The organism is Edaphosphingomonas haloaromaticamans (genome assembly GCF_001853345.1).
In the GTDB taxonomy this organism is placed as follows: Bacteria; Pseudomonadota; Alphaproteobacteria; order Sphingomonadales; family Sphingomonadaceae; genus Sphingomonas_E; species Sphingomonas_E fennica.
In genome coordinates, this window is sequence record NZ_MIPT01000001.1 from 463,515 (window position 1) to 476,304 (window position 12,790).

At 68.7% G+C, this 12,790-nt stretch carries 17 protein-coding genes; 14 read left to right on the forward strand and 3 right to left on the reverse strand.

Going from position 1 to position 12,790, the window contains the following annotated elements; all coding sequences use genetic code 11:
- The first annotated feature begins 26 nt into the window (after positions 1 to 26).
- The 6 genes from BHE75_RS02165 to ruvA are packed head-to-tail and all read left to right on the forward strand — an operon-like array spanning position 27 to position 3,412.
- Positions 27 to 344 (forward strand): heavy metal-binding domain-containing protein, encoded by a 318-nt coding sequence (locus BHE75_RS02165; protein WP_015459105.1) that lies wholly within the window; start codon positions 27 to 29, stop codon positions 342 to 344.
- A complete protein-coding gene (locus BHE75_RS02170; protein ID WP_070932072.1) occupies positions 341 to 1,084 on the forward strand; it encodes a hypothetical protein in 744 nt (247 codons plus the stop codon). The genes BHE75_RS02165 and BHE75_RS02170 overlap by 4 nt, the downstream gene beginning before the upstream one ends.
- Positions 1,085 to 1,128: 44 nt before the next feature.
- Complete coding sequence (locus tag BHE75_RS02175; RefSeq protein WP_015459107.1) at positions 1,129 to 1,872, forward strand: YebC/PmpR family DNA-binding transcriptional regulator; 744 nt, start codon at positions 1,129 to 1,131, stop codon at positions 1,870 to 1,872.
- Between the two features lie 48 nt (positions 1,873 to 1,920).
- Positions 1,921 to 2,322, forward strand: a complete 402-nt coding sequence (locus BHE75_RS02180; protein ID WP_070932074.1) for an endonuclease domain-containing protein — start codon at positions 1,921 to 1,923, stop codon at positions 2,320 to 2,322.
- Positions 2,319 to 2,816, forward strand: a complete 498-nt coding sequence (gene ruvC / locus BHE75_RS02185; protein WP_070932076.1) for a crossover junction endodeoxyribonuclease RuvC — start codon at positions 2,319 to 2,321, stop codon at positions 2,814 to 2,816. The genes BHE75_RS02180 and ruvC overlap by 4 nt, the downstream gene beginning before the upstream one ends.
- Positions 2,813 to 3,412 (forward strand): Holliday junction branch migration protein RuvA, encoded by a 600-nt coding sequence (ruvA, locus tag BHE75_RS02190; RefSeq protein ID WP_070932078.1) that lies wholly within the window; start codon positions 2,813 to 2,815, stop codon positions 3,410 to 3,412. Before ruvC ends, ruvA begins: the two co-directional genes overlap by 4 nt.
- A gap of 258 nt (positions 3,413 to 3,670) precedes the next feature.
- Here ruvA and BHE75_RS02195 read toward each other — a convergent pair whose 3' ends face one another.
- Positions 3,671 to 4,534 (reverse strand): 2-hydroxyacid dehydrogenase, encoded by an 864-nt coding sequence (locus tag BHE75_RS02195; RefSeq protein ID WP_070935386.1) that lies wholly within the window; start codon positions 4,532 to 4,534, stop codon positions 3,671 to 3,673.
- An 83-nt stretch (positions 4,535 to 4,617) separates the two neighbouring features.
- On the reverse strand, positions 4,618 to 5,739 hold the full coding sequence (locus BHE75_RS02200) for a dipeptidase (protein ID WP_070935388.1): 1,122 nt from the start codon (positions 5,737 to 5,739) through the stop codon (positions 4,618 to 4,620).
- 201 nt (positions 5,740 to 5,940) lie between these two features.
- On the opposite strand from BHE75_RS02200, the gene ruvB reads away from it, so the two are divergent.
- The 8 genes from ruvB (at position 5,941) to pal (ending at position 11,892) form a co-directional block, all read left to right on the forward strand.
- On the forward strand, positions 5,941 to 6,969 hold the full coding sequence (gene ruvB / locus BHE75_RS02205) for a Holliday junction branch migration DNA helicase RuvB (protein ID WP_070932080.1): 1,029 nt from the start codon (positions 5,941 to 5,943) through the stop codon (positions 6,967 to 6,969).
- A gap of 61 nt (positions 6,970 to 7,030) precedes the next feature.
- Positions 7,031 to 7,495, forward strand: a complete 465-nt coding sequence (locus BHE75_RS02210) for a YbgC/FadM family acyl-CoA thioesterase (protein WP_015459114.1) — start codon at positions 7,031 to 7,033, stop codon at positions 7,493 to 7,495.
- Entirely contained in the window at positions 7,492 to 8,178 is a 687-nt protein-coding gene (tolQ, locus tag BHE75_RS02215; protein WP_015459115.1) for a protein TolQ, read from the forward strand. The genes BHE75_RS02210 and tolQ overlap by 4 nt, the downstream gene beginning before the upstream one ends.
- Entirely contained in the window at positions 8,178 to 8,621 is a 444-nt protein-coding gene (gene tolR, locus BHE75_RS02220) for a protein TolR (protein WP_015459116.1), read from the forward strand. The genes tolQ and tolR overlap by 1 nt, the downstream gene beginning before the upstream one ends.
- A complete protein-coding gene (locus tag BHE75_RS02225; protein ID WP_015459117.1) occupies positions 8,618 to 9,466 on the forward strand; it encodes a hypothetical protein in 849 nt (282 codons plus the stop codon). The genes tolR and BHE75_RS02225 overlap by 4 nt, the downstream gene beginning before the upstream one ends.
- Entirely contained in the window at positions 9,463 to 9,900 is a 438-nt protein-coding gene (locus tag BHE75_RS02230) for a hypothetical protein (protein WP_070932083.1), read from the forward strand. The genes BHE75_RS02225 and BHE75_RS02230 overlap by 4 nt, the downstream gene beginning before the upstream one ends.
- Before the next feature lie 65 nt (positions 9,901 to 9,965).
- Positions 9,966 to 11,288 (forward strand): Tol-Pal system beta propeller repeat protein TolB, encoded by a 1,323-nt coding sequence (tolB, locus tag BHE75_RS02235; protein WP_015459119.1) that lies wholly within the window; start codon positions 9,966 to 9,968, stop codon positions 11,286 to 11,288.
- Positions 11,289 to 11,364: 76 nt separating this feature from the next.
- Positions 11,365 to 11,892, forward strand: a complete 528-nt coding sequence (pal, locus tag BHE75_RS02240) for a peptidoglycan-associated lipoprotein Pal (protein ID WP_015459120.1) — start codon at positions 11,365 to 11,367, stop codon at positions 11,890 to 11,892.
- Positions 11,893 to 11,931: 39 nt separating this feature from the next.
- Here pal and BHE75_RS02245 read toward each other — a convergent pair whose 3' ends face one another.
- Complete coding sequence (locus BHE75_RS02245) at positions 11,932 to 12,786, reverse strand: S1/P1 nuclease (protein WP_070932084.1); 855 nt, start codon at positions 12,784 to 12,786, stop codon at positions 11,932 to 11,934.
- Positions 12,787 to 12,790: the final 4 nt, after the last annotated feature.

Below are 12,790 nucleotides of genomic sequence, written 5' to 3' on the forward strand. Positions count from 1 at the left end.
TGGCAACGGCAATGGGGAGCCCGGCGATGATCGTCACCACCACCACGCTGATCGAGGGCCGCCCGGTCCGCGACTATCTGGGCATCGTCACCGGCGAGGTGATCGTCGGCGCCAACCTGTTCAAGGATCTGTTCGCCTCGGTGCGCGACATCGTCGGCGGCCGGTCCGGCGCCTATGAAGGGGCGCTGCGCGATGCGCGGACGGCCGCGTTCGAGGAGCTGACGTCCGAGGCGCGCGATCTCGGCGCCGATGCCGTGATCGGCGTCGACATCGATTATGAGGTGCTGGGCCAGAACGGATCGATGCTGATGGTTTCGGTGAGCGGCACGGCGGTGAAGCTTTGAGCGGCGCCGTGATCGAGCCGGACGTTGCCGGCGTCCGCCGCGCGGTGATCGCCCATCTGAAGCCGCCGCACATGACCGCCGACATCTGGCTGATCGCGCTCGCCATCACCACCGGCACCAACCTGATCGACTTCGCGACCAAGCCGCAGCCGGGAGAGATGTCCGGCGCGTTCATCGCCGCCGCCGCGATCCGGGTCATCGCCGTGTTCTGGCTGGCTTATGCGGTGATCCGCCGCATCGCCGGCGTGCGCCGGCCCTTCGCCCCTGGCGCGCCGCTGGCGCGCTATCTGGGCGTGACGATCCTGCTCGCGATCGGCTTCGGCCTGTTTTCGGCGCTGGGCACCATCGCCACGGGCAAGGATGCGGCGATCGCCGATATCTGGCTGGCGCACATGATCACCACCGCCATCTGGTATGCCTTCACCATCGCCATCCTCGCCTGGCAGGCGGCGCTGGCGATCGGGGATGCGGGCTTTCCCCTGCGCCACATCTTCGCCCGCCAGCAGGGGCGGCTGGTGCCCCTGTGGCTGGCTTATGCCGCGCTGGTGCTGCCGTTCGCCGCCGTGCATTTCGCGCTCACCCTGGTCGCGGTGAAGATCGCCCTGCCGGCGCGCGCGCTGGCGGCGCTGTCGCTGGTCGATGGCGCGGTATCGGCGGTGCAGCTGGCGATCGGCTGCGCGCTGGGCGTGGTGGCGTGGAAGATCGCGTTGCCGTTGCGCGAAGGGGCTGCCTCCCGCTAAGGAGCGCGCACAATTCCGACAGACAGCACAGGACCGCGACGGCAATGGCCGGCCATTCCAAATTCAAGAACATCATGCACCGCAAGGGTGCGCAGGATAAGAAGCGCTCGGCGCTGTTCTCCAAGCTCAGCCGCGAAATCACCGTGGCCGCCAAGATGGGCCTGCCCGATCCGGCGATGAACGCCCGCCTGCGCGCGGCCGTGCTCACCGCGCGCGCGGGCGGCATGCCCAAGGACAATATCGAGCGCGCGATCAACAAGGCGGCGGGCAGCGACGGCGAGAATTACGAGGAAGTGCGCTACGAGGGCTTCGGCCCCGGCGGCGTCAGCCTGATCATCGAGACGCTGACCGACAACCGCAACCGCACCGCCACCAACGTCCGCACCGCCGTTTCGAAGAATGGCGGCAATCTGGGCGCCAGCGGATCCGTGAGCCACGGCTTCGACCGGATGGGCCTGATCAACTATCCGGCCAGCGCGGGCGATGCCGACAAGGTGTTCGAGGCGGCGTTGGAGGCCGGCGCGGAGGATGTCTCCTCCAGCGACGAGGGCCATGAGATCTGGACCGCGACGGAAAATCTCCACGAAGTCGCCAAGGCGCTGGAAGCCGTGCTCGGCGACGCCGAGGGCGTGAAGCTCGCCTGGCGCCCGCAGACGCTGGTGTCGGTGGGCGAAGGCGATGCCGCGACGCTCTTCAAGCTGATCGACGCGCTCGACGACGATGACGACGTCCAGACCGTCTGGGCCAATTACGACGTCTCCGACGAGGTGATGGAAAAGCTGGGGTGATCGCGAGCAGCCCCCTCCCTTTCAAGGGAGGGGGTTTGGGGGTGGGTGATGGCGCTACGGATCGATCCAAGATTGGGCGATTTTGCGCGCACCCTGCGCCGGGTGCCGACGCCGCTCGAGGAAAAGCTCTGGCACCACCTCCGCTCCTCCCGCTTGGGCGGCTTCAAGTTCCGGCGGCAGATCGTCCTCGATCCCTACATCGTCGATTTCTTCTGCCCTGCCGTCGGCCTGATCGTGGAGCTTGATGGCGACAGCCACGATGCCCAGGCCGATGCGCGGCGCGATGCCGCGCTGGCGGCGCGCGGCTTCACAACATTGCGCTTTACCAATCGGGATGTGGGGGAGAATCTGGAGGGCGTGCTGGCCGATATTCTCCGAAAGGCGTCCTCCTTGCCGCCAAGGTTCACCCACCCCCCGGCCCCCTCCCTTGAAAGGGAGGGGGGGCTTTGATCCTCATCGGTCTCGATCCCGGTCTCGGCACCACCGGCTGGGGGGTGATCGCGGCTGACGGCAACCGGCTCAGCCATATCGCCAACGGCCAGGTGAAGACGGAAACCCACGCGCCGCTGGCCGAACGGCTGGTGGCGCTGCACGATCAGCTGACGGACGTGCTGGTGGCCCACCGCCCCGATGCGGCGGCGGTGGAGGAGGTGTTCGTCAACGCCAATCCGCAATCCACGCTCAAGCTCGGGCAGGCGCGCGGCGTGGTGCTGCTGACGGTCGCCCGGCAGGGGATCGCGGTCGGCGAATATGCCGCGCGTCTCATCAAGAAGGCGGTGGTCGGCACCGGCGCCGCCGAAAAGCAGCAGGTGCACGCCATGGTCGCGCGGCTGCTGCCCGGCGTGAAGATCGCCGGCGCCGACGCGGCCGATGCGCTGGCCGTCGCCATCACCCACGCCCATCATCTGGCGAGCGCCAGGGCCATGAAGAGGATCATCGCATGATCGCACGGTTGACCGGCCTGCTCGCGGAGACGACGGCCGATCATGCGGTGATCGACGTCGGCGGCGTCGGCTATCTGGTGCAGGCTTCCGCCCGCACGCTTTCCGCCCTCGGCGCGGCGGGCGGGCAGGTGATGCTGTTCACCGAGATGCAGGTGCGCGAGGATGCGATCACGCTGTTCGGCTTCGGATCGGCGGGCGAGCGGGACTGGTTCCGCCTGCTGACCAGCGTGCAGGGCGTGGGCGGCCGCGTGGCGCTGGCGATCCTTTCCGCGCTGGCGCCCGACGAGCTTTCCCGCGCGATCGCGGGCGGCGACAAGGCGATGGTGGCGCGGGCCAACGGCGTGGGGCCGAAGCTCGCGATGCGCATCGTCAACGAACTCAAGGACAAGGTGGGCGGCCTCGCGATCGGCGTGCCGGGCGCGGTTGTGGCGGCACCGGCGGGCAGCGCCGCGGGCGATGCGCTCTCCGCGCTCGCCAATCTCGGCTTCCGCCCCGCCGAGGCCAATGCGGCGGTGGCGGCCGCCGAGGAGGAGCTGGGGCCGGGCGCGACGCTCGATGCGCTGGTGCGCCTCGCGCTCAGGAAGGCGGCGCGCTAGGGGCGTCCTCCCTTCCCCGCTTCGCCAAGCCGGGGAATCCTCATCCTGGGGCGCTGGAGGTTTCGTCGGGCCGGTCGCCGTCCATGGATTCCCGCTTTCGCGGAAATGACGGGGCCTGTCCCACCGGCGTCGGCAGCGGCCTTCCCGGCGAGAATGCCGCCGCGTTCGCGATCCCGTGCCGGCTATCGCCCGCAGGCTTTCACCATCGGGTGCCTCCTGCCTCGTCACTCACGCTTCCTCGGGAATGACGGGGAGGGCTTATTCCACCGGCGTCAGCAGCGGCTTTCCGGCAAAGAACGCCTCCACGTTCGCGATCACAAGATCGGCCATCGCCTTGCGCGTCTCGACGGTGGCGCTGCCCTGGTGGGGGAGGAGGACGACATTCTCCATCGCCAGCAGCGTTTCCGGCACATGCGGCTCGTGCGCGAACACGTCGAGGCCGGCGGCGCCGAGGCGGCCTTCGGCCAGCGCCGCGACCAGCGCATCCTCGTCCACCACCGATCCCCGGGCGATGTTGATGAGCGTGCCGTCCGGCCCGAGCGCGTCGAGCACGGCGCGGTCGACCAGCCCGGCCGTGCCCTTGCCGCCCGGCGTGGCGACGACCAGCACGTCCACGCCGGCCGCCAGCGCCACCGTGTCGGCGGCGTAGCGATAGGGCGCCCCCGGAACGGGGGTGCGGCTGTGATAGGCGATCTCGCCGGCGAAGGGCGCGCACCGCTTTGCGATCGCGCTGCCGATCCGGCCGAGGCCGAGAATGCCGATGCGCCGGCCGGTGAGCTTGCGGGCCAGCGGCGGCGGCCCTTCCTTCTCCCAGCGGCCGTCGCGGACATAGCGATCGTAGAGCGCGACCCGGCGATAGACCGCGAACATCAGCGCGATGGCGGTGTCGGCGGTATCCTCCGTCAGCACGTCGGGCGTGTTGGTGACGGCGATGCCGCGCGCGCGGGCATGGGCCACGTCCACCTTGTCATAGCCGACCGCGCAGACCGCGATCAGCGCGAGATCCGGGCAGCGGTCGATCGTCGCGGCGTCGATCCCCTCGGCCCCGCCCGTCACCGCCGCGCGGATGCCGGGGCCGGGCGCGGTGCGCAGGTCGAACCGGCTTTGCAGGTCGTCGAGCATCCAGTGCGGCGGCTCCTGGACGAGCAGGAGGACGGGGGGCTTGTGAGGCAAGGAGCGGGCTTCTCTGTGCAAAAAGGGACGGATCAGCCGCCCCACACCTCGCCATAAAGGCGCAGCAGGTTGCCGCCCAGTATCTTTTCGATCCGCGCCGCCGGCCAGCCCGCGCGGGCAAGATCGTCCGCCAGCATGCGGAAGCGCATATGGCTGTTATAATCCATTACCAGGTTGAAGACGTCCGGCCCCTCGCCCGGCGCCGCGATTCCCTTGGCGGCGCGGTCCTCGTAGAATTTCTTCTGGTTGGCGCGCGCATCGTCGTCGATCACCGTGGCGGAAAGCATGCCGTCCGTGCCGATCGCGACATGATCCTCGCCGCACACGTTCACGGCATGGGCCATGTGGCGGATCAGATCGTCCTTCGTCGGTTTGCCGCCGGGGACGAGGAAGGGCATCCAGTAGATGCCGGCCACGCCGCCCTTGTCCGCAAGCGCCTTCAACTCCGCATCCCAGACGTTGCGGGGATTGTCGTGGAGCGAGCGGCAGCCGGTATGGCTGATGGTCAGCGGGCGCTTCGCCGCCGCGATTCCCTCGGCGATGGTGCGCTGGCCGCCGTGGGAGAGGTCCAGCAGCAGCCTTTCCGCCTCGATCCGTTCGATCGTGGCGCGGCCGAGCCTGGATAGCCCGGCATTGGCGGGCTCCAGCGATCCGTCGCCGGAAAGGTTGCGGAGATTGTAGGTGAGCTGGATCACGCGGACGCCCAGCCCCCTGAACAGCGCCACCCGATCCAGCACCGGGCCGATCACCGCCGAATCCTGCAGCCCATAGACGATGGCGATCCGGCCCGATGCCTTGGCGGCGCGGATATCGGCGGCGGTGAGCGCGTGGAGCAGGATATCGGGATTGTCGGCGATGACCTGGTCGCCGCCGGCAAGGGCCTGCACCGCCTGCTCCAGCGATACGTCATTGCCCGGATCGGCGACGGTCATCTGGATGGCGGTGGCGCCGGATGCGCGCATCTCGGCCAGCCCGCGCGGGGTGAAGCGGGTCATGCCCGGCTTGAAATCGGGATCGCTGACCGCGCCCAGCCCGTCGATCACGATCGCCTTGCGATAAAGCCGGTCGTCGAAGCCGGCGGGCGCGGCGCCCGCGCGCGATGCCAGCAGCAAGGCGGCCCCGCCCGCCAGCACGCCCCGTCTCGTCATGTCCATCGCCCGTTCCCCCCTCTGGTAATGTTGGACCTGAAATGGCAGCCTGCCAGCGGTGATCGTCTCGCGCGCCTCTTCCTCTCCATTCGCCCGGCCGGCCTGCGCCATGGTCCGGGCGGACCGGATGGCAATCCTCAACTTCCTCAACTTCGTGTCAACCGCCGGCCCTCGACAAGCGGCGGCAGTGGCCGCTACGGCGATCGCGTGACCGATACCGACCGCATCCTCACCGCCGCCCGCCGCCCCGAGGACGTGGACGCCGCGCTCCGGCCCCGCAGCCTCGACGAGTTCGTCGGCCAGAAGGCCGCGCGGGAAAATCTGCGCGTGTTCATCGAGGCCGCGCGGGCGCGGGGCGACGCGCTGGATCATGTCCTGTTCTTCGGCCCGCCCGGCCTGGGCAAGACGACGCTGGCGCAGATCATCGCCAAGGAAATGGGATCGGGATTCCGCGCGACGTCCGGCCCCGTCATCGCCAAGGCCGGCGATCTCGCGGCGCTGCTCACCAATCTCGAGGATGGCGACGTGCTGTTCGTGGACGAGATTCACAGGCTGAGCCCGGCGGTGGAGGAGGTGCTCTATCCGGCGATGGAGGATCGCGCGCTCGATCTGATGATCGGCGAGGGGCCGTCGGCGCGGTCGGTGCGGATCGATCTGCCGCGCTTCACGCTGGTCGGCGCCACCACCCGGCAGGGCCTCATCACCACGCCGCTGCGCGACCGCTTCGGCATCCCCGTGCGCCTGCAATTCTATACGGTGGACGAGCTGGAGCGCGTGGTGACGCGCGCGGCGGGCCTGCTGGGCCTGGCGATCGCGCCCGATGGCGCGACGGAGATTGCCCGGCGCGCCCGCGGCACGCCGCGGATCGCCGGCCGGCTGCTCCGCCGCGTGCGCGATTTCGCCGATGTCGCGGGCCATGCCCTGGTCGATCGCAAGGCCGCCGATGCCGCGCTCAACCGGCTGGAGGTCGACCAGCTCGGCCTCGACGCCATGGACCGGCGCTACCTCACCATGATCGCCGACATCTATCGCGGCGGGCCGGTGGGGGTGGAGACCCTGGCCGCCGGCCTGTCCGAACCGCGCGACACGATCGAGGAGGTGATCGAGCCTTATCTGATCCAGCTCGGCCTCGTCGCCCGCACCGCGCGGGGGCGCTGCCTCAACGCGCTGGGGTGGAAGCATCTCGGCCTCAATCCGCCGCCGGGCGCGGAAGCCGGCCTGTTCGACGGAAAATAGGCGGCATTAGCGCCGACTTTGGGGTTCCGGTCGCGAATCGGACAAGCTAGACCGCTGGGCCATGGTTAAGGATGCGTTGGATCAGCCCTTCGAGGGCCGCTTCGTCGGCACGGAGCACCGCTTCGCGCTGCGCGTCTATTTCGAGGACACCGATCTTTCGGGCGTGGTCTACCACGCCAATTATCTGCGCTTCATGGAACGCGCCCGCAGCGACATGCTGCGCGTCGCCGGGATTGACCAGCGCGCCGCGCAGGAAGGGGGCGAGGGCTATTATGCCGTTGCGGACCTTTCCATCCGCTACCGCCGGCCGGCAAAGCTGGACGATGCGCTGCTGGTGGTTTCGCAAGTGAGGGAAATTCGCGCGGCTTCGTGCGTCATTCATCAGAGAGTCATGCGGGGTGGGGAGGTAGTCGCCGAAGCGGACGTCACCGCGGCCTTCCTCTCCCCCGACGGTCGGCCACGGCGGCAGCCACGTGGCTGGATCGAAATATTCGAACGGCTGAAAGGGAATTCTGACCGATCATGACCATTGCGCCCACGGAATCGCTGCTATCCCCCGTAACCTTGTTCATGCAGGCCGATTTCGTCGTGAAGGCGGTGATGATCGGGCTGGTGCTGGCGAGCATCTGGACGTGGACGATCATCCTGGCCCACGGCACGCGCCTTCGGAAGATTTCCAAGGCCAACGAGGCCTTCGAACGCGAATTCTGGAAGGCGGAGGATATCGACCGCTTCTATGACGGTCCCGGCCGTTCCGACCTGCCGAGCGCCAAGGTGTTTTCGGCTGGCGTTTCCGAATGGCGGCGATCGACCAAGGGCGACCGCATCGACCGCGAAGGCACGCGCGCGCGGCTGGCGACGTCGATGGGCGTGGCCGTGGCGGCCGAGGTGGACCGGCTTTCCGACCGGCTGAACATCCTCGCCACCATCGGATCGGTGGCGCCGTTCGTCGGCCTGTTCGGCACGGTGTGGGGCATCATGAAAAGCTTCACCGATATCGCGGCCCAGCAGAACACGTCGCTCGGCGTCGTGGCCCCCGGCATCGCCGAGGCGCTGTTCGCCACCGCGCTCGGCCTGTTCGCCGCCATCCCGGCGGTGATCGCCTATAACCGCCTGACCCATGTGCTGAACCGGATCGAGGCGCGCCTCCACCGCTTCGCCGACGGCTTCCATGCGACGTTGAGCCGCGAGCTGGAGGTCGAAGGCTGATGGGCATGGGGCCGGTGCAGGGCCGCGGGCCTGGCGGCCGCCGCGCGCCGATGGCGGAGATCAACGTCACGCCGCTGGTGGACGTGATGCTGGTGCTGCTGATCATCTTCATGATCGCCGCCCCGCTGATGGCGACGGGCGTGCCGGTGAACCTGCCCGACAGCCGCGCCGGCGCGCTGGACCAGAAGGACCAGCCGATCATGATTTCGATCGACGGGACCGGCAAGGTGTTCCTCGACGATCAGGAAGTGCTGGAATCGACGCTGGCGGCGCGGCTGGGCGACATCGCGGCGACGCGCGGCCATGGCAAGGATGCGCCCCAGATCTTCCTGCGCGCCGATCGCGGCCTGGATTATGGCCGGGTGATGCGGGTGATGGGCGAGCTCAACCGCGCCGGGCTGAACAAGGTGGCGCTGGTTACGGCGGGTGAAGACAGATCGTGATCGATCGCGCGGAGAAGGCTGGTTTCGGCGTTGCGCTGATAGGGCATGCCGCCCTGTTCGCGGTGCTGTCGCTCGGCATCTTCACCACCGTGCGCCTGCCGCCGGCGGTGAACGAGCCGCTCGATGTGATCCTGACCGACGAAGTGGGGCTGCGTTCGGCGGTGCCCAATCCGGCGACCGAGGCGCCGGCGCCATCGGAAGCGCCCGAGACGGGGCCGCCCGAGGAGCCCGCGCCCGCCGAGCCGACGCCTGCGCCGCCCGAGCCCGCGCCGACCCCCAAGGCGGCCGAGCCGACACCCGCGCCGAAGCCGGCCGACAAGCCGAAGCCCGCGGAAAAGCCCAAGCCCGCCGAAAAGGCGCCGGCGAAGGACAAGGAGGATGCGAGCGATCGCCGCCGTCCCGACCGGGAAACCAAGGGCAAGGCGGAAAAGCCCGCCGGATCGCGGCTGGGCGCCAATTTCCTGAAGGGCATTTCGGATGACCCCAAGGGCAAGGCTGCGAGCCCGCGCGCGGCGGTGAGCGGGGCGGCGATGCAGGGGCTGGCGGCCGCGCTCGCCCGTCAGTTCAAGCCCTGCTACGAGCTGGGATCGCTGCAGGGCACATCGGCGATGAGCATCGTGACGACGCTGCGCCTGCGCTACAAGCCGGACGGCACCGTGGCGATCGAGCCGGAGATGGTCGAGCAGACCGGCGTCAACGATGCCAATCGCTCCTATGCCCGGCAGATGAGCGACATCGCGCGGCGCGCGGTGCTGCGCTGCACGCCGGTGAAGCTGCCGGCGGAGCTTTATGAAGGCGGCTGGAACGATTTCCAGCTTCGCTTCATTCCGAGCCAGCTGGGATGAGGCAGGCATGGCGCGCCTCCATCCCCCTGGCGCTGGGGCTGCCGTTCGTGTCGGCCGGGTGCACCGCGCCCCGGATGGCCGGGGCGGTGGTGGCGCCGGTACCTGCGCCCGAGCGCGCGGCGGCGATGCGGGCGATCCAGGTGGCGGCCGATCAGGTGAAGCGCTGCTACCGCTCGCCCCGAAGCGCGGGCGCGGCGCGGACGATCGCGACCACGCTTACCGTGCGCTACGCGCCGGACGGCACGCTGATCGGGTTGCCGCAGGTGGCGCGGCAATCGGGCGTGACGCCGGAGATATCGGCGCAGGCGGAGCGGATGGCGGAAGCCGCCGCGCTCGCCGTGCTGCGCTGCCAGCCGATCCGCCTGCCGGCGGACCTTTACGAAAATGGCTGGAGCGAGTTTCAGCTGACATTCAGCCCGGGCGGGGCGGCATGACGGGCCGGGCAATGGACAAGGAACGGGAGACGATGATGAACCCGACAGGGACGAACCCGCGAGGGATGAAGCCGATGCGAACCCTGCTGCTGGCCGCGGCGCTGGCGGCGCCGCTGCCCGCGGCGGCGCAATCGATCACGGTCGACATCACGGGCGGTATTTCCTCGCCCATGCCGATCGCTATCCCGTCGATGCCGACGCCGGCGATCGTGCAGACGGCGGCGGGCGATACCTCAGCGCTCGGGCGGCAGGTGGCGGACGTGATCACCAACGATCTGCGCAACAGCGGCCTGTTCCAGCCAATCGGGCCGAACGCGCTGGGCCAGGTGAACTTCGCGCAGGTGACGGCGCCCGATTTCCCCTTCTGGGTGGGCACGGGCGCGCAGGCGCTGGTGCAGGGCTTCGCCCAGGCCAATGGCGACGGCACCATCACCGTCGGCTGCTACCTCTATGACGTATTCGCCAAGACGGAGATGGCGCGGCAGGGCTTCGTCGTCCAGCCGGCGCAATGGCGCCGCGCCGCGCATAAATGCGCCGACACCGTCTATACCCGGCTGACCGGCGAAGGCCCCTATTTCGACAGCCGCGTGGTCTACGTCTCCGAAACCGGGCCGAAGAAGAACCGCATCAAGCGGCTGGCGATCATGGACCAGGACGGCGCCAACCACCGCTTCCTCACCAACGGCCAGAATATCGTGCTGACGCCGCGCTTCGCGCCCAACCAGCAATCGATCGTCTATATGTCCTTCGTCAACGATCGGCCGCGCGTCTATGTCTATGACGTCGGTTCCGGCCGGCAGCGGCTGGTGCTGGACCAGCCGAACATGACCTTCGCGCCGCGCTTCTCCCCCGATGGCCGCTTCATCGTCTTCTCGATGGCGATCAACGGCAACACCGACATCTATCGCGTATCGGCGAGCGGCGGCCCGGCGACGCGGCTGACGACGTCGCCCGGCATCGACACGGCGCCCAGCTACTCGCCCGACGGCAGCCGCATCGTCTTCGAAAGCGATCGTTCGGGCACGCAGCAAATCTATGTGATGAGCGCGGACGGGTCCGGCCAGCAGCGGATCAGCTTCGGTTCCGGCCGCTATGCGACGCCGGTGTGGAGCCCCAAGGGCGACCTGATCGCCTTCACCAAGATCGGCGCGGGCTTCCGCATCGGCATCATGGGCGTGGACGGATCGGGCGAGAAGCTGCTGACCGACGCCTGGCAGGATGAAGGGCCGAGCTGGTCGCCCAACGGCCGCGTCATCATGTTCTTCCGCACGGCGCAAGGGTCCGGCAAGGCCGACCTGTGGTCGGTCGATCTGACCGGCGTGAACGAAAAACGCGTTCCCACCCCGCTGGATGGATCCGATCCGGCCTGGGGGCCGTTACTGCCCTGAAATGGGTTGACCGCTGCCCTGCTTTCGGTTCATCGTTCCAAACAAACAACTCGTCGCTAAAATCAAGGAGATCGACATGCAGAACCTGACGACCAAGCTGCTGATGGCGGCGGCTCTCGTCGCCGTGGCCGGCTGTTCCAAGAAGCCGCCGGCGCAGCTGCCGCCGGCTCCGCCCACCGAATCCACCCCGGCGCCCGAGACGACGCAGCCGGAAGGCCCGGTGGCGTCGACCGTCGTGCCCGGATCGAAGGAGGATTTCCTCCAGCAGGTGGGTTCCGACCGCGTGTTCTTCGGCACCGACAAATATGACCTCGACAGCGAGGCGCGCGCCATCCTGGACCGGCAGGCCGACTGGCTCGCCAAATATCCGAACGTGCGCGTGACGGTGGAAGGCCATTGCGACGAGCGCGGCACCCGCGAATATAACCTCGCGCTGGGCGATCGCCGCGCCAATTCGGCCAAGAATTATCTGGCGACCAAGATCGACGCCTCGCGCATCTCGACCGTGAGCTACGGCAAGGAGCGTCCGGCGGTGGAAGGTTCGGACGAGTCCGCCTGGGCCCAGAACCGCCGCGCGGTTTCGGTCGTCATCACCGGCATGTGATCCGAAGGGGAGGGGCCGGCCGGGTCCCTCCCCTTTTCCTTACCCCAGCGCTTCGTCCAGCAGCCGCGCCAGGCGGACGCCGCCGCGCATCGCCTGGAGCCGGAGCACCGGGATCAGCTTTTCGATCGTCGCCTCGTCGATCTTCACGCGCTGGTCGGGCGTGGGGGCGCAGGGATCGCCCAGCACGCTGGCATAAGCGGAATCCCGTGCGACCTGCCAATTCTCGCGCGACCAATCCTCCACCGTGCCTTCGCGCATCGCGGCGCGGGCCGGCGGGCCATATTCCTCCAGCAGCCCCTTCGCCCCGCCCGGTGGCGTGGAAAGCGCGCGATCGGCCAGCAGGCCATCCCATACCGAGTGGAGATTGGCGCGGCCCTCGATCACCCCATAGGCCGCCTTCACCCGATTGCCGCCGAGATCGGCCTTGTCGCCGGCGTGGAGCGGCTGGTGCAGATCGCCCATGAAATGGACGAGGAAGACCAGCGCCATCACCCGTTCGCGCACCGGCACCGTGCGATCCTTGAGCAGCCGCGCATTGCGTTCGATCTGGGCGGAAACGCAATTGCCGTCCGGGCAATTGGGCTTGATCGCGAACGGCTTGCAGATGTTCACGTTCTGATAGTGCCAGTTATAGGCATAGCTGAAGCGATCGCCGAGCGGCTTCACGCAATCGGGCCACACGCTCGCCTGCTCGATGGTGCGGGCGGGGCAGGTGGGCGTTTCCAGCAGGTCGGACCGGGCGAGCAGCTTGCGGATCGCGGCGCGGGTGGAGGGCTTCACCTGCGCCATGGCGATGCTGGCGACGGTTTCATGGCCATATTCCCACCAGGCCGCGGCGGGCGTGGCGGCGATGAGCGAGCCGAGAAGGGCGAACAGAGCGAGGATGCGATTCATGCGC